We start from the raw sequence: 16149 nt of genomic DNA on the forward strand, positions 1-16149 counted from the left end.
CAATATGATGAATAAAAAAGCCCTTTTCGGTCTGCTTTTTATTGCATTGATGGGAATTCTGATTATTCAGTTTGGCCATCTTTTTACCCTTGAATTTGCGAAAGCTCAGCAACAAGCACTTTCGAGTTACATCAATAATCATTTCGCGCTCGCGGCATTTGCCTACTTTCTTCTTTATATCGCAATCACAGCATTCTCAATTCCCGGCGCTGCCGTCGTCACTTTGCTCGGAGCAGCGTTATTTGGATTTTGGACCAGTTTAGTACTCGTTTCGTTTGCCAGTACAATAGGCGCAACTTGCGCTTTTTTAAGCAGTCGGTATGTTTTACGCGATTGGGTACAACGTCGATTTCAAGATAAATTACACACCATCAACCAAGGCGTCGAACGTGAAGGCAGCTTCTATTTACTATCACTTCGTCTCATTCCCGTTTTTCCATTTTTTCTCATTAATTTATTAATGGGGCTGACGCCAATGAGCGCAATGCGATTCTATGTCACCAGTCAACTTGGAATGCTCCCAGGCACTGCGGTATATCTCAATGCTGGTACGCAGCTCGCCCACATTGACAGTTTGGCAGGGATTGTCTCACCAGCGGTACTCGCCTCTTTTGCGCTGCTTGGGCTCTTTCCTCTCGTGCTAAAATGGGTAATGAATAAGCTTCGTCCCCAGGGCACTCAAACGTTGAATAACACTTCAGCCCCCGAGTCAAAATAAGGCCTTACAATGAAATTGTACATCGCTAGCACGCCACCAGAAGCGCATATATTATGTGACTGGTTAAAAGCGGAACAGATTGATTGTGAAGTGCGTGGAGAGGGTATTTTTAGCCTACAAGGTGAATTACCTTTTGGCGATGTTAGCGCCCCCTACGTTTGGCTGCTAAAGCCAGAGCAGGCGATAAAGGCGCATAATCTGCTGGCTCAGTGGGCGAGCGAAAGTTCGGAACAACAAAAAAATTGGCGATGCGCCTCTTGCGGTGAGGAGAACGAGCGCCAATTCGCCCTTTGCTGGCACTGCGGCTCAACGATAGGCTGAGCGCGACAAAATGAAGTCAATGGATTGCTGGTTGAACACGTCTGGTTGTTCAACATTACAGACGTGGCCACAATTTTTGATTTCATGCAGTTGGCTGTGACGATGTTTTGCCACCATCTCTTTTACTGGTTTAATGAACATGTAATCCCGGTCTCCCATCAAATACAAAGTGGGAATTTCAAGCTCACGCTCTTTGAAATACCGCATCAATGGATTGACATCCGCAGCAAGCTTGAACCAGCGTTTAAATTCATTTTGACACAGCTTTTTCGCTTCTCGAACAAAAAGATGCCGCGATTCTGTTTGGCTTTTTTGCGGCATCACGATGTAAGCAAACAATCGGTAAAGCCACATATAAGGGATAATGTGCTTGGATAGATTACCAAGAGTCACTAAACAGCGAGAGCGACTGTTCAAACGAGTAACAGCGCCACCTAAAACCATTGAAGTCACCCGCTCACGCGCAAGCTCAGCCAGTGTGCGCACGATGATAGTGCCCAACGACATGCCGACAAAATGCGCCATTTGGATTTTCATATGATCGAGAACACGTAAAATATCTTGAGTGACCGCTTCAAACGTATAGCGCTGAGTCATAATTTCACGAAAAAGCTGGTTTGAGCGGCCATGGCCACGCAAATCAACCAACAGCACATTAAAATGGCGCCGGTATGCTTTGAGCTGTTTAAACCAAATTGAAGAGCTTCCTCCAGCGCCATGCACAAACACTACCCACTCTGAGCTACTAGAGTGAAAATACGCTTTATGAAATAGTAAAGTCTGACCCATAACGGAGAGATTACACCTGCAAAGGAAGGTTCATTGGCCCGTGATACTACCACAGCTCATCTGCGCGGCAAGAGTGTAATTTAAGAATGAAAAAAACCTGCTTTGCACAAGAAACAATACTGTGAAAGCAGGTTTTATCTTTATACCCTGGCAATTTGAGACTACAACGCTGTAGGCCGTCTCGCTCACAAATCTCATAACCCAGTTCATCTATGTTCACCAAGTATTCTGAGGCTGTGCTCGTTTGCCACCAAACTGTATCTTCAAATTGTTCTGGGGTTTATCTTACGGTCTTATCCTTCAAGCGCTTGGTGATATAATGCGATATATTGCTGAGCAGCATCCGTCCAACAAAAATCTTGTGCCATCGCATTTTGCTGAATACGCACAAATTCATTAGGCGATTGGCAATATAGCAATAGTGCTCGCTGAATAACCAAAAGCAGCGCTTGAGACGTTGGTTCTGAAAACGCAAATCCGGTCGCTGAATGGGCATCATCATCGTAATCGATTACGCTGTCTTTCAAGCCGCCAACGGAACGCACAATCGGTAATGTACCATAGGCCATGCTATAGATTTGGTTCAAACCGCAAGGCTCAAACTCAGAAGGCATTAAGAAAAAGTCCGATGCAGCTTCAACCAAATGCGCCAATTGATTGTTATAGGCTTCGATAAAGACCAATTTATCCGAATATCGCCCTGCCATTTCTCGCAAGTTTTCCGCCAGAATAGGCTCTCCAGTCCCAACAATCACAAGCTGCACTTGATGCTTTAGTAGGTCCTTGAGTATTGGCAGCAAATAATAAATCCCTTTTTGCTGCGTAAGACGACAAACCATACCCAACATAGGCACATCAAGTATTGGCAAACCAATCTGTTCCTGCAGCGCCTGCTTACAGCCTCGCTTCCCGGCACTCAAACTTTCCCGTTCGGCGTTATAATTTACAGGGAGATAGGTATCTGTTTCGGGGTTCCAAGCCTGATAATCACAACCATTAAGAATACCAACTAGATCGTTTGCGCGCGTTTGGAATTCCCACGCCATGCCATGGCTGCCTAGCTCCGTCTTCAGCTCCTCAGCATATGACGGGCTGACTGCGTTTATTTTGTCTGCGCACATCACACCGGCTTTGAGCATTGCGATATGTGAGTGACTAATTGCTGCAGGCCATATATCGTGTGAATGAAATTCCGGCAAACAGCGCACGTCTTCGTAGCTAAAGACACCTTTAAATACCGCGTTGTGCACCGATATAATACTGCGCATAAAACGATAAAAATCATTACGCTGATAACGATACTTGAGCAAAAAAGGAACCAGACCAGTATGCCAATCATTCGCATGAACAATGTTCGGCTGAAACCCAAGTTTTGGTAGCATGTCAAGCGCTGCAGCACTGAAAAAGGCGAAACGTTCGCCATTATCACTGTACGCTTGATTATTTTCCGCATACATCGCTGGTCGCGCAAAATAGGATTCATTTTCAATGGCATATACAGACACATCGCCCACAGCACATTGACGCACACGATAAGGCGTGTGAGGCCATGACTCTAATTGAGATTCAAGCAAAATGGGCGCATCGCTGAGATGCTCAATGCCTGAATAGCCAGGAATTGCAATTCGAATGTCTTGCCCTGCACTATGCAGGGCCTGAGGCAGTGCCTTGGCAACATCTGCCAAACCACCGCTTTTAATCAAACCGTCCACCTCAGATGCAACAAATAAGATGGACAATGGGTTAGTAGCCAACTTTAGCCCCTTTAGGGATCACAACAATCCCTTCATCAGAAACGTGAAACAGCTGTTTATCTTTTTGCAAATTCACGCCAATTTGTGTGCCCGGAGCAATGTCAGCATCTTTGTCGATGATAACGCGGCGTAATACACACCCCTCACCAATTTTGACATCGCCCAATAAAATAGACTCACTAATATCACAAGCCGACGCAATATTACTTCGAAACCCTAAAACGGATTTCTCAATACGTGAGCCACGAACATAGCTTCCATTACAAACCAAACTGTCGATAATCTGAACACGGCCATTATCGGAATCACTGAATGTGGCTGGCGGCAGTGGTGGATAATAGGTATGCAGTGGCCACTTACGGTTATAAAGCGAAAAAGGCGCATCTTTAGCTAACAAATCCATGTGTGCTTGCCAGTAAGCGTCTATCGTACCCACATCACGCCAGTAGACTTCTTCTTTCTCACCAGTAATGCGATTGGTGCTGAAATCGTAAACAAACACATCGCCCCGTGGAAACATATTGGGGATAATATCTTTGCCAAAATCGTGCGAAGAGTCTTCTTTTTCTGCGTCTTCAACCAGCTCTGAAAAGAGTGTTTGCGCTTCAAAAACATAATTGCCCATCGAAATAAGAGCGTGATCTGGATCGCCAGGAATGGCTTTGGGATTTTTCGGTTTTTCACTGAAGCCTATCATACGACCTTCATCATCGACCTCAATAACCCCAAACTCTGACGCTTGATCAAGTGGCATACGCAACGCTGACACTGTGAGTGACGCTTTCTTCTCACGATGAAAATCAAGCATTTGTCGCAAATCCATTTTATAAATATGATCAGACCCAAAAATACAAACTTGGTCAGGTTCAGCAAGTTCCATAAAACGCAGGTTTTGATAAATTGCGTCTGCAGTCCCTTCATACCACCGTTTTCCAGTGCGCATCTGCGCTGGGATCGGATCAATAAAACGATCCGTTATCCCATTAATGTTCCACCCCTTTTTGAGATGATGAAACAAAGATTGAGATTTAAACTGCGTTAAAACATACACTCGCATTAAATCTGCATTAACGAAGTTATTTAATGCAAAATCAATCAGTCGGTAGCTACCGCCAAATGGCACTGAGGGTTTACTGCGTGATTCCGTTAACGGTCTTAATCTAGAACCTTCACCACCAGCAAGTATCATTCCTAAAACACCAGGCATTCGTTGTTCTCCATATCAAAATTGCTTGGAATGAAATACACATCCTTGTTGCATTCTTTATTTGGACATGCATTTAGGGTTTGTAATCATTAAAAAATGGTAAAAATAACGCTCTATGGCGATATTTTGTTCAAACGCTTGTTTTTATTATTCTTGTATTTCTTTTTATACGTTATCCGAAATCCGACAAAATACAATTTTCTTCGAGGTAAACTGAGGCCAATACAGGGGTTACTTTAACAAGACGTTAGCTGTGTCACACTTAGCTTTTTGATGCAACAAAAATGAAACAAGTTGCTTATTGAAATGCGTGGGGTTACGGTATGGATTCAACCATTTTATTGAGTTATACCCAAGTAACCTCAATGAATCTGCTAAAAATAAAATGGCCATTCGAAGATGGCCAAAACGCAGAGTTGAAGGAGAAAATAGAAAAAGCAGCATTGCGCTGCTTTTTCTTAATGTTAAGCGGTAGCGTTTTTACGCTTGTCGGTTATCTCCCACCGACCTTCATTATAAAGTGCTGTCCATCCTGTTGGTTTCCCATCATCTTCAGTGCGAACGTAATTCTCTTTTGATTTTCGACTGAAACGCACCACGGCAGGACGACCGTCTGGGTCAGCCAACGGTGCGGTGGCAAGATACTTAAACTTCTCCGGCAAACGCTCCACATATTCGGCAAGCTCAGACACCAATGGCGCCCTCGTTTCACGAGATTTCGGGAAATTACTTGCCGCCATAAACAAACCAGATGCACCATCGCGCAATACAAAATACGCATCCGAATTTGAGCATGGTAACTCTGGGAAATGAACCGGCTCTTCTTTCGGTGGCGCGACTTCCCCATTTTTTAGGATCTTCCGCGTATTTTTACAGTTTTCGTTCGTGCAACCCATATACTTACCAAAACGGCCATTTTTAAGCACCATATCGGATCCGCATTTATCACACTCAACGACGGGGCCATCGTATCCACGCACCTTAAACTCGCCGTGTTCTACAATATAACCTTCACAGTTTGGATTGTTGCCACACACATGCAATTTGCGCTTATCGTCGATAAGATAGGCATCCATCGCTGTTTCACAGATAGGGCAGCGTTTCTTGGCACGCAGTGCCGCCGTTTCCACATCTTCTTCAAGTACGTTAACAACGCCCTCTTCATCGCCTAAGTTAATTGTGGTTTTACAACGCTCTTTTGGCGGCAACGCGTAGCCCGAACAACCAAGGAATACACCCGTTGATGCAGTGCGGATCCCCATAGGTCTTCCGCATGTTGGACACTTGATGTCAGTCATGACAATGTGGTTAAGCTTCATGCCACCTTCGTCTTCATCAAGATCCGCTTTATCAAGATCATGGGTAAAATCCGTGAAGAAATGGTCTAACACGTCTTTCCACTGAACTTTGCCTTCAGCAATCTGATCGAGTTTCTCTTCCATTCTTGCCGTGAAGTCATAATTCATCAGATCGTTGAAACTGTCATCCAATCGGTCAGTCACGATCTCACCCATTTTTTCTGCATAAAAACGGCGCTGATCAACTTTAACATAGCCACGATCTTGAATTGTCGAAATAATCGACGCATACGTTGACGGGCGACCAATCCCACGTTTCTCTAATTCTTTAACAAGAGCAGCCTCTGTGTAGCGCGCAGGTGGCTTAGTAAAGTGCTGTTTTGGATCCAAAGACTCAAGCGTTAGCACATCGCCCAACTGGACAGCGGGCAAAATCGTATCTTCATTCTTACCCAGCGGACGTTGGACTCGTGTCCAACCATCAAATTTTAGAATGCGACCTTTCGCTTTTAGAGTGAAGTCTTCCGCCTTCACGCTGACAGTCGTCGAGTCATACTCCGCTGGCGTCATCTGACACGCAACAAATTGATTCCAGATCAATGAATACAGCTTGTGAGCGTCGTTATCCACGCCCTGAAGATCATCGGTCTTAACATTAACATCAGAAGGTCGAATCGCTTCGTGCGCTTCCTGAGCGCCCTGCTTGCTACCATAGACCAAAGGTGCTGATGGTAGATAAGCATCACCAAACTGCTCGGCGATGTAGCCGCGTGCCGCATCAACCGCTTCAGTGCTAAGGTTTGTCGAGTCAGTACGCATATAGGTAATATAACCCGCTTCATACAAACGCTGGGCAAGCATCATGGTTTTCTTAACGCCATAGCCTAAACGAGTACTGGCCGCTTGTTGAAGCGTTGACGTAATATACGGCGCCGATGGTTTACTCTTTGTCGGGCGATCTTCTCGCTTACAGACTTCAAAACGCGCTTTTTGCAGCACCGCGACTGCCGCCTGTGTCTCAGCTTCATTAACGGGTTTAAACGCTTCGCCCGCTTTTTGCGCCACTTGCAACTTGAAGCCAACGTCATTCGATGTCAGCGTGTTTGCATGCAAGTCCCAAAACTCTTCTGGGGTAAACGCATTAATTTCACGTTCACGCTCAACAAGAAGCTTTACCGCGACCGATTGGACTCGACCAGCAGACAACCCGCGTGCCACTTTCTTCCACAGTAGTGGCGACACCATAAATCCAACCACACGATCCATGAAACGACGCGCTTGCTGAGCATTTACACCATCCATGTTCAGATCGCCTGGGTGCTCAAAAGCTTGCTGAATCGCATTCTTAGTGATTTCATTGAAAACCACTCGTTTATAGCGCTTCTCATCTCCACCGATGATCTCACGAAGATGCCACGCAATAGCTTCCCCTTCGCGGTCCAAATCGGTTGCGAGATAAACGTAATCTGCATCTTTTGCTAACTTTTGCAGTTCGCTAACGACCTTTTCTTTACCAGGCAGAATCTGATAATTCGCTTCCCAATCTGCATAAGGGTTAATCCCCATTTTTTTGATCAGCGCTTTTTTATCTTTTTCTTTCTTAATACGCGCCTTTTCGTCGGCGCTCATGCCTTTCGTCGATACTGCAGCTGCTTTCTGACCTGTACTTTGGCCAGCCGTTGGTAGGTCACGCACATGACCCACACTCGATTTAACGACAAAATCTTTACCAAGATACTTATTGATCGTTTTCGCCTTAGCTGGAGACTCCACTATAACGAGCGATTTACCCATAATTGACTCTAACGTCCTATCGATGTGTATGCGTTAGCTCACAAATGACTAGCCAGAACGACATACGGTTACATTATTTCTTTTTTTACTATTGTGCGAGATGAAAAGAAGGTCAACTGGTTTTTTTGTTTTACCCTGCGTTTGCTCGACAAATCGGCGATTTACGAGACTCAAAACACGATATAGTAAAGTAGGGAAAACCTCACAAGTTAACCTTATGAGTTACAAGAATATTTCACATTCATCGGCATAATGTTTCCCTGAACTGTAGCAGATGTATTGCTATAGGACAGCGCAAATTACCGTCTCATCACGAAATCAGACTGATATCCCTTTTTCACGTGATGTTGGCTCGCACTCACAAACCTCATCACATCGTCGATCTATGCCCAGAGACTTTATTTGAGTATATAATGCCGCGTCTTCTAATTTTGAACCAAAGTGAAAACACTATGAGCGACAAAACCGTGATCGCCAAAAACGACCTACTCATGATTGCCAACCAACTGATTCAAGAGCACGACGCTTATCTTGAGGGTATGCGCGCAACTGAGGTAGAAGAACGTGATGGCGTACTGATTTTTAAAGGCGAGTATTTTCTTGATGAACGCGGATTGCCGACCATCAACTCAACAGCGGCATTTAACATGTTTAAATACCTTGCTCATCAACTTTCGCCTAAGTTCACACTTATTCCCGAGTAACCTCAAGATACATGATTCAGTGAGAATGACTTGGGTACATTGAATGCGTAAAAATGTGGGTTGCTATTGGAGCAACCCACATTATTAACCAAACTTATCGCGCAAGAGCTATGCGTATTGGCTGACACTCGCTAATTTGTCAAAAAAGTCAGGGAACGTCTTTGAGGTACACTTAGGATCATTGATGGTGACGGATGTATCACTTAGCGCCACTAATGAAAAACACATTGCCATTCGGTGGTCATCGTAAGTATCAATCGCGGCGTGTTGCAGTGCTGCCACAGGGTGAACAATCAAATAATCTTCCCCTTCTTCCACCACTGCGCCGACTTTGCGTAGCTCCGTTGCCATCGCGGTGAGTCGGTCGGTTTCTTTCACACGCCAATTATACACATTGCGAATTGCCGTAGGCCCCTGTGCAAAAAGGGCTGTGGTAGCAATCGTCATTGCCGCATCAGGAATGTGATTATAATCCATATCGATACCGTGCAGCGGCGCACCACACGCTTTTATGTAATCATCACCCCACTCAATTTTTGCCCCCATTTTCTCTAATGCGTCAGCAAAATGAATGTCACCTTGAATACTGTTTTTGCCAATACCAGTCACTTTCACGCAGCCGCCCTTAATTGCCGCTGCCGCGAGAAAATATGACGCAGATGAAGCATCGCCTTCTACAAGAAACTCACCCGGAGATTGATACATTTGACCGGCGCGAACTACGAATTTTTGATAATTTTGGTTTTCAACTTCAACACCAAATTGCGCCATGATATGCAGCGTAATATCAATGTATGGCTTTGAAACAAGATCACCTTCTATTTGAATAACAACGTCTTGTTTTGCAAGTGGTGCTGCCATCAAAAATGCAGTCAAAAATTGACTCGAAATCGAACCATCAATGGTAACCGTGCCACCATTCAAGCCAGTACCTAAAATACGAAGTGGTGGGTAACCCTCAGCTTCAAGATAATCTATCTTAGCGCCTGCTTGTTTTAACGCATCGACAAGATGACCTATCGGACGTTCCTTCATTCGTGGCTCGCCCGTTAACACATACTCTCCTGTGCCAAGGCATAGAGCCGCTGCCAAAGGACGCATTGCCGTGCCTGCGTTACCGAGAAACAGTTCCGTCACATTTTTCGTTTCAAACGCACCGCCGACGCCATGGATAACGCATTGCGTTTTATCTGCAGATAATTGGTATTGCACTCCTAAACTCGTCAACGCATTCAGCATATGGCGAATGTCATCGCTATCAAGTAAGTTGGTCAAACATGTGGTGCCTCTTGCGAGTGCGGCCAATAATAACGCTCGGTTCGACACACTTTTTGAACCTGGCAAATTCACTTCACCATTGATTTTCTTGATCGGTTGTAGAGTAAGACTTTCCATTTAAACTATTGATCCTTGCACATGGCACTTTCCGCTGTGCCTGATGTGGTTCTTAATTCATCGTAAGCTCAGACTACCCAAATTGTTGTGATAAAACCAGTGCAAATTATTGAATTAATTCATGCCTATACTCAAACCAGTTGAAGATACGCGAGCCCATGAAAATGACTTTAATCTCCACGTTTGCTACATTTGCTCTGTTTACTGATAACCCACCACTTGTATGACGATCATCTTAAACGAACTCGCTTCAGGCTCTGTCGATTTCCCACCGACATCCGCTGCGTTAGCAGAGCCAAATGGGCTTTTGGCCTATGGCGGAGATTTAACACCACATCGCCTACTCAACGCCTATGCCAACGGCATTTTTCCTTGGTATGGCCCGAATGAACCGATTTTGTGGTGGAGCCCTTCGCCAAGGGCAGTCTTTTATCCGGATCAATTTGCGCCGTCGCGCAGCTTGCGCAAATTTCAGCGCCGCGCACGCTACCAAGTCACGCTAAATTTTGCCACGCCTAAGGTTATCGACCTCTGCGCAGCAACACGCTCTGCTGAAGAAACCTGGCTAAATTCCGAGATGCGTCATGCATACAAACAACTCATACCATTAGGCGCTTGTCACTCGGTAGAAGTGTGGGATGGTAATCAATTGATCGGTGGGCTTTATGGCATACTCAGTGGTCAGCTTTTTTGCGGCGAATCGATGTTTTCACTAGCAAGCAATGCCTCTAAAATCGCGTTATGGTATTTTTGCGATCATTTTGCCAAGCAGGGTGGAAAACTCATTGATTGCCAGGTAATGAATCCTCACCTTGCCTCCCTGGGTGCGATAACGCTTGAGCGAGATGATTTTTTAGCTCAACTTAACACACTTAAAAATCGGCCACTGGCTGTTAACACAATGACGCCACAACCCATACAAATAGAACGATTAGCGCGCTTATGAGTGACGATATTTTTTCGATTCGTATCGGCTTAACAGACAACTTTCCTTGCAGCTATCTCAACGACGCACAGGAGCGGGTTGCTGTTGCCCTCGATACGCACTTCTATAACGATTCTGGCTACGAAACATTAATGGCAAATGGGTTTCGCCGGAGTGGCGATACCATATACAAACCCCAGTGTGACAACTGCTCCGCTTGTGAAGCGTTGCGAATCCCGATCAACGCGTTTCAAATCAGCCGTAGCCAAAAAAGACTATTGAAACAAGCGCATGACATCCATTGGGTCGCTAAGCCACAAATGGATGAAAATTGGTTTGATCTTTATCGTCGGTACATCAACGCTCGGCATAAAGATGGCGCAATGTACCCTGCCAACAAAAAAGAATTTGCGCAGTTTTCTCAAAATAGTTGGCTAACCACTCAATTTATCCACCTCTATCAGGACGATGAATTAATTGCGGTTGCGGTTACAGATGAGATGGCAGAAAGCCTCAGTGCGTTTTACACTTTCTTTAAGCCCGACCATCCACTGTCTTTGGGTACGCTTGCGGTACTCTTTCAACTGGAATTTGCGAAAACTCACAACAAACAGTGGCTTTACCTCGGATATCAGGTCGATAACTGTCCAGCAATGAATTACAAAGTACGGTTTCAACGTCATCAAAGGCTAGTAAATCATCGTTGGCAAGGGTAGAATACGCACCAACTTATAGTTTCCCATTTTCTCGATGGCTATATCGAAGAAAATTGCCAAATTTCTAAAGAGGATTAAATGGCTAAAGAAGACGTAATTGAGATGCAAGGCACTGTTCTTGATACTCTACCAAACACGATGTTCCGTGTTGAGCTAGAAAATGGTCACGTCGTGACAGCTCACATTTCAGGTAAGATGCGTAAAAACTACATCCGTATCCTTACTGGTGACAAAGTAACTGTAGAGATGACTCCATACGACCTAACTAAAGGCCGCATCGTCTTCCGCGCTCGTTAATCTTTGATTTTCGATTGCAACAAAAAACGGAGCATTAGCTCCGTTTTTTGTTTTCTGATGAAAGGCAAAAGAGCAAGTCTCGCGCATGGCCTCTATTTATGCCGTACGCGAGTCTCTATACCCGTCCTACTTGAAGTTGTTTGGGTATATCAATGAACAGCCGCCTCTTTCTCACTTAAATACTCAAACTGCAACGCACTGTTTTCAAGAGTTACTTTAACTGTACCTCCGTCGATCAGCGAGCCAAACAGGAGCTCATTAGCAAGTGGCTTCTTAAGTTGCTCTTGAATCACGCGCCCCATTGGACGAGCGCCCATCGCCTTGTCGTACCCCTTGTCAGCAAGCCAGTGGCGCGCATCTTCCGACACTTCAAGCGACACACCGCGCGCATCAAGCTGAGCCTGAAGCTCGACAATAAACTTATCTACCACTTGCTGAATCACCGCTTCATCAAGACTATTAAACCAAATAATGTTGTCTAAGCGATTACGAAACTCTGGAGTAAAGACGCGCTTGATCTCGCCCATGGCATCATGAGTGTGATCTTGCTGAATGAGGCCGATGGATTTCTTCTCGGTTTCAGTCACGCCCGCATTCGTGGTCATCACTAATATCACGTTACGAAAATCCGCTTTACGGCCGTTGTTATCCGTCAATGTCCCGTTATCCATCACTTGCAATAACAGATTGAATATATCTGAATGCGCTTTTTCGATTTCATCTAAAAGCACAACCGAATGCGGATGTTTAATCACGGCATCCGTCAATAAACCGCCTTGATCGTACCCCACGTAACCAGGAGGCGCGCCAATCAAGCGACTCACAGAATGACGCTCACCATATTCAGACATATCAAACCGCAATAATTCAATACCCAGCAGCTTAGCAAGCTGAACCGTGACTTCGGTTTTACCAACCCCAGTAGGGCCTGCAAACAAGAATGAACCAACCGGTTTGTTGTCCGCCCCAAGGCCAGCACGAGTGAGCTTGATTGCTTCACACAGTGCGTCGATGGCGTTATTTTGACCAAAGACCATCATCTTCATCTTGTCGTCAAGATGACGCAAAATATCTTTATCTGACGAAGATACCGACTTTTCTGGAATCCGCGCCATTTTCGCAACCATAGCTTCGATGTCGGCCACACCTACTGTCTTTTTCCGGCGACTTGCAGGTGCTAAACGACTGCGCGCGCCTGCTTCATCAATCACATCGATCGCTTTATCGGGCAAATGACGTTCGTTAATGTATTTCGCTGATAACTCAACCGCAGCTCGCAGCGCTTTGTTCGTATAACGAACATCATGATGCGCCTCGTACTTAGGTTTCAATCCAATTAAAATTTTTGTGGTGTCATCAAGTGACGGTTCGACCACATCAATCTTCTGGAAGCGGCGAGAGAGAGCACGTTCTTTCTCAAAAATATTGGCGTATTCCTGATACGTAGTAGACCCAATGCAACGCAACTTACCACTACTCAATAACGGCTTAATTAAGTTTGCCGCATCAACCTGACCACCCGATGCCGCGCCTGCGCCGATAATCGTGTGAATTTCATCGATAAAAAGGATCGCCTCCTCTTCTCGCTCTAGCTGCTTGAGAATGGTTTTAAAGCGTTTTTCAAAATCACCACGGTATTTAGTTCCTGCCAAAAGCGAACCGATATCAAGCGAATAAATCACACTGTCTTTAATCACATCCGGTACCTGACCTTCAACAATTCGCCACGCTAAACCTTCGGCAATCGCGGTTTTACCAACGCCGGCCTCACCGACTAGTAGCGGATTGTTTTTACGACGGCGACATAGCACTTGAATCGTACGTTCAAGCTCTTTATCGCGGCCAATGAGTGGGTCAATATTGCCATCACGTGCCACGATATTAAGGTTGGTAGCAAAACTTTCTAGGCGCTCTTCACCACTACTCTCTTCACTCGATTCAGCATTGAATGAATCTGATGCAGGCTCATCGTTACTGCTACCAGAGGCTTTTGTTATGCCGTGAGAAATGAAATTGACAATATCAAGACGTGATATGTCGTTCTTTTTGAGCAGATAGGCGGCGTGAGATTCTTGCTCGCTAAAAATAGCTACGAGCACATTTGCGCCAGTAACCTCACTACGGCCTGAAGATTGAACATGAAAAACCGCTCGCTGAAGCACCCGCTGAAAACTGAGTGTTGGTTGCGTTTCACGTGTTTCATCACTTTCAGGAATCAATGGCGTGGTTTGATCGATAAAAATATCGAGCTCGTTTTTAAGTGCGTCTAAATCCGCTTTACAGGCCAAGAGAGCCTCTTTTGCAGCGTCATTTTCAAGTAACGCTAACAGGAGGTGCTCAACCGTCATAAACTCATGACGACGGTCTCGCGCTCGAGAAAATGCCCCGTTGAGGCTCGTTTCTAATTCTTTATTTAGCATAATGTACCTCCCGTAAGAACAACGTGGTTGCTCGAGCAAGCAAACTCATGCTTGCTCCATAGTACAAAGTAGTGGGTGCTCGTTTTCTTTAGAGTACATCGTCACCTGAGCTACTTTGGTCTCAGCGATCTCGGCGCTGTATGTGCCACAAATTGCGCGCCCCTCATAGTGAACTTTAAGCATAATCTGAGTCGCTTTCTCGAGATCATGAGAGAAAAAGCGCTCTAGCACATCGATGACGAAATCCATTGGCGTATAGTCATCGTTATTCAGCACAACGTGATACTTTTTTGGAGGCTGAACCTTGGTTTTCTCTTTCTCCAGTAAATCTGAGTCTGGAGTCACCCATTCGAAGTTTTTACTCATGGTGTTTGATAGCTATCTATGGACGGAGTTGAACGCGATTGCCAAGGTATCGAAAGGCATTACATCAAAAATGTTACATCGAAGTTACATTGATAAAAGCGCATCAAGAAGTCAATTTACCACAAGCATAAGTTCGCGGGTAGACGCACCCCACAAACCGATCAATTTCCTCTTTAAAAGCCTAATCCAGCTCTCTCGGCGCTGCAACTAAAATAATCGAGCCTCCAAGCCTAACCTTATGCTTTTTCTAGAATTAATAGAACATTAGAGTATAAAACTAATATCAGATAGATAAATTGACCCTTTCGGTGCGTTCTCGAAACGCCTTGCATAACAAACCCAGCATCATTTTATTAACATTTATTCACGTAAACTATTGACTGAAACTATTCCTTGACTACAGTGGATATGTGGATGGTGATTTTGTAACCAGTTGATTCTGGTTAATTCTACATAATTTTAACCAAATCACTTTCTCACCAAACAAGTTTCAAATGTTCGGCTAAACTCAAAATAGCTAGAGGTTGTGATGTGAGCCTGCATTGTCTTTTGACAATTGGTGTACAGAGGGAGCATCGACGAAGTGGCTTGTAACTCATTACTACTTCGTGAGTAACGCTCAATTTCTATGCACCTCGGCAACAACATTGCGACCAAATAGTATTGAAGCAGAATGGGAACTTGTTACTAACGACAGGTTGGGTAACAACATCAGTAACGTTAACGGAGTCAAACGTTAACTCAATGCATGAGGGATGTATAGCATGGCTACAGGTACAGTTAAATGGTTTAACAATGCCAAAGGGTTTGGATTTATCTGTTCAGACGAGGAAGATGGTGACATTTTTGCACACTACTCCACGATTCAAATGGACGGTTATCGCACATTGAAAGCAGGGCAACAAGTTTCTTATGAAATTGAACGCGGACCTAAGGGATCGCACGCTAGCTCTGTGGTACCCATTGAAAGCCAAGCAGTAAAATAACCTCTCTCGGCCGAACTAGCGAGCTTTGATATTGTATAAGCTTTGTCAGGCTCTTTATTTGATGCTTCCTTCGTTTGGAGCGGAGCATTATGGCAGTGTCTCTGACAAACTATTTGTATTCAACGATAAAAGCCTCATGTCTATGAGGCTTTTTGCATTGGGCCTATACCCAAACTAACTATGTGATGAGGTTTGTGAGAGTCAGCCAACAACGCGGCAACTTCAAGTGCGACGGGTATAGTCCAAACAACTTGACACTACAGCGAGTCAACTAACGAATAAAACCTCTGAGTGTCGCGCGCGATGTGATGAGATTAGTCCGTTAATTTCTTAAAGAAAAACACTGAAACTCCCAATAAGAACGATCTAACAGAACAAAAAAACAGCGCCGCAGCGCTGTTTTATAACTCCAATCTATACCCAAACTACGTGAAGATGCAGGTAGGTTGTAGATGGAAA

The 16149-nt window shown here is 44.8% G+C and carries 14 protein-coding genes; 7 read left to right on the forward strand and 7 right to left on the reverse strand.

The genetic code is table 11. From position 1 onward, the window contains the following. Positions 1 to 7: 7 nt before the first annotated feature. Both HGP28_RS00190 and HGP28_RS00195 read left to right on the forward strand, forming a co-directional pair. Entirely contained in the window at positions 8 to 718 is a 711-nt protein-coding gene (locus HGP28_RS00190) for a TVP38/TMEM64 family protein (RefSeq protein ID WP_168834749.1), read from the forward strand. 9 nt (positions 719 to 727) lie between these two features. Further along, on the forward strand, positions 728 to 1039 hold the full coding sequence (locus HGP28_RS00195) for a DUF7577 domain-containing protein (protein WP_168834418.1): 312 nt from the start codon (positions 728 to 730) through the stop codon (positions 1037 to 1039). Here HGP28_RS00195 and HGP28_RS00200 read toward each other — a convergent pair. The 4 genes from HGP28_RS00200 to topA all read right to left on the reverse strand — a co-directional run bounded on the left by HGP28_RS00200 (position 1025) and on the right by topA (position 7881). Beyond that, complete coding sequence (locus HGP28_RS00200) at positions 1025 to 1828, reverse strand: alpha/beta fold hydrolase (RefSeq protein WP_168834419.1); 804 nt, start codon at positions 1826 to 1828, stop codon at positions 1025 to 1027. The genes HGP28_RS00195 and HGP28_RS00200 overlap by 15 nt on opposite strands. Positions 1829 to 2121: 293 nt before the next feature. Further along, complete coding sequence (glgA, locus tag HGP28_RS00205; RefSeq protein ID WP_168834420.1) at positions 2122 to 3582, reverse strand: glycogen synthase GlgA; 1461 nt, start codon at positions 3580 to 3582, stop codon at positions 2122 to 2124. Then, entirely contained in the window at positions 3572 to 4789 is a 1218-nt protein-coding gene (glgC, locus tag HGP28_RS00210) for a glucose-1-phosphate adenylyltransferase (protein WP_168834421.1), read from the reverse strand. Before glgC ends, glgA begins: the two co-directional genes overlap by 11 nt. Before the next feature lie 464 nt (positions 4790 to 5253). Beyond that, positions 5254 to 7881: a type I DNA topoisomerase gene (gene topA / locus HGP28_RS00215; protein WP_168834422.1), complete on the reverse strand. Its 2628-nt coding sequence runs from the start codon at positions 7879 to 7881 to the stop codon at positions 5254 to 5256. 452 nt (positions 7882 to 8333) lie between these two features. On the opposite strand from topA, the gene HGP28_RS00220 reads away from it, so the two are divergent. Continuing rightward, positions 8334 to 8585: a YciN family protein gene (locus tag HGP28_RS00220; RefSeq protein WP_168834423.1), complete on the forward strand. Its 252-nt coding sequence runs from the start codon at positions 8334 to 8336 to the stop codon at positions 8583 to 8585. A gap of 108 nt (positions 8586 to 8693) precedes the next feature. Here the strand turns inward: HGP28_RS00220 and aroA are convergent, their stop codons facing one another. Next, positions 8694 to 9980 (reverse strand): 3-phosphoshikimate 1-carboxyvinyltransferase, encoded by a 1287-nt coding sequence (aroA, locus tag HGP28_RS00225; protein ID WP_168834424.1) that lies wholly within the window; start codon positions 9978 to 9980, stop codon positions 8694 to 8696. 223 nt (positions 9981 to 10203) lie between these two features. Between aroA and aat the strand changes: the two genes are divergently transcribed. From aat to infA, 3 genes are all read left to right on the forward strand, one after another. Further along, positions 10204 to 10926, forward strand: coding sequence for a leucyl/phenylalanyl-tRNA--protein transferase (gene aat, locus HGP28_RS00230; RefSeq protein ID WP_168834425.1), 723 nt, complete (start codon positions 10204 to 10206; stop codon positions 10924 to 10926). Then, complete coding sequence (locus HGP28_RS00235; protein ID WP_168834426.1) at positions 10923 to 11621, forward strand: arginyltransferase; 699 nt, start codon at positions 10923 to 10925, stop codon at positions 11619 to 11621. The genes aat and HGP28_RS00235 overlap by 4 nt, the downstream gene beginning before the upstream one ends. Before the next feature lie 78 nt (positions 11622 to 11699). Beyond that, on the forward strand, positions 11700 to 11918 hold the full coding sequence (gene infA / locus HGP28_RS00240; RefSeq protein ID WP_006075347.1) for a translation initiation factor IF-1: 219 nt from the start codon (positions 11700 to 11702) through the stop codon (positions 11916 to 11918). Positions 11919 to 12067: 149 nt separating this feature from the next. Here infA and clpA read toward each other — a convergent pair whose 3' ends face one another. Both clpA and clpS read right to left on the reverse strand, forming a co-directional pair. Further along, complete coding sequence (gene clpA / locus HGP28_RS00245; RefSeq protein ID WP_168834427.1) at positions 12068 to 14338, reverse strand: ATP-dependent Clp protease ATP-binding subunit ClpA; 2271 nt, start codon at positions 14336 to 14338, stop codon at positions 12068 to 12070. Positions 14339 to 14383: 45 nt separating this feature from the next. Beyond that, positions 14384 to 14704, reverse strand: a complete 321-nt coding sequence (gene clpS / locus HGP28_RS00250) for an ATP-dependent Clp protease adapter ClpS (RefSeq protein WP_168834428.1) — start codon at positions 14702 to 14704, stop codon at positions 14384 to 14386. Positions 14705 to 15468: 764 nt separating this feature from the next. Between clpS and cspD the strand changes: the two genes are divergently transcribed. Then, entirely contained in the window at positions 15469 to 15690 is a 222-nt protein-coding gene (cspD, locus tag HGP28_RS00255; RefSeq protein ID WP_168834429.1) for a cold shock domain-containing protein CspD, read from the forward strand. Positions 15691 to 16149 lie beyond the last annotated feature (459 nt).

The organism is Vibrio agarilyticus (genome assembly GCF_012641465.1).
Classification (GTDB): Bacteria; Pseudomonadota; Gammaproteobacteria; order Enterobacterales; family Vibrionaceae; genus Vibrio; species Vibrio agarilyticus.

Bases quoted from the DNA above. Each gene is read 5' to 3' on its own strand.
- HGP28_RS00190 (WP_168834749.1), top strand. From the start codon at position 8: ATGAATAAAAAAGCCCTTTTCGGTCTGCTTTTTATTGCATTGATGGGA.
- HGP28_RS00195 (WP_168834418.1), top strand. From the start codon at position 728: ATGAAATTGTACATCGCTAGCACGCCACCAGAAGCGCATATATTATGT.
- HGP28_RS00200 (WP_168834419.1), bottom strand. From the start codon at position 1,828: ATGGGTCAGACTTTACTATTTCATAAAGCGTATTTTCACTCTAGTAGC.
- glgC (WP_168834421.1), bottom strand. From the start codon at position 4,789: ATGCCTGGTGTTTTAGGAATGATACTTGCTGGTGGTGAAGGTTCTAGA.
- topA (WP_168834422.1), bottom strand. From the start codon at position 7,881: ATGGGTAAATCGCTCGTTATAGTGGAGTCTCCAGCTAAGGCGAAAACG.
- HGP28_RS00220 (WP_168834423.1), top strand. From the start codon at position 8,334: ATGAGCGACAAAACCGTGATCGCCAAAAACGACCTACTCATGATTGCC.
- aroA (WP_168834424.1), bottom strand. From the start codon at position 9,980: ATGGAAAGTCTTACTCTACAACCGATCAAGAAAATCAATGGTGAAGTG.
- aat (WP_168834425.1), top strand. From the start codon at position 10,204: ATGACGATCATCTTAAACGAACTCGCTTCAGGCTCTGTCGATTTCCCA.
- HGP28_RS00235 (WP_168834426.1), top strand. From the start codon at position 10,923: ATGAGTGACGATATTTTTTCGATTCGTATCGGCTTAACAGACAACTTT.
- infA (WP_006075347.1), top strand. From the start codon at position 11,700: ATGGCTAAAGAAGACGTAATTGAGATGCAAGGCACTGTTCTTGATACT.
- clpA (WP_168834427.1), bottom strand. From the start codon at position 14,338: ATGCTAAATAAAGAATTAGAAACGAGCCTCAACGGGGCATTTTCTCGA.
- clpS (WP_168834428.1), bottom strand. From the start codon at position 14,704: ATGAGTAAAAACTTCGAATGGGTGACTCCAGACTCAGATTTACTGGAG.
- cspD (WP_168834429.1), top strand. From the start codon at position 15,469: ATGGCTACAGGTACAGTTAAATGGTTTAACAATGCCAAAGGGTTTGGA.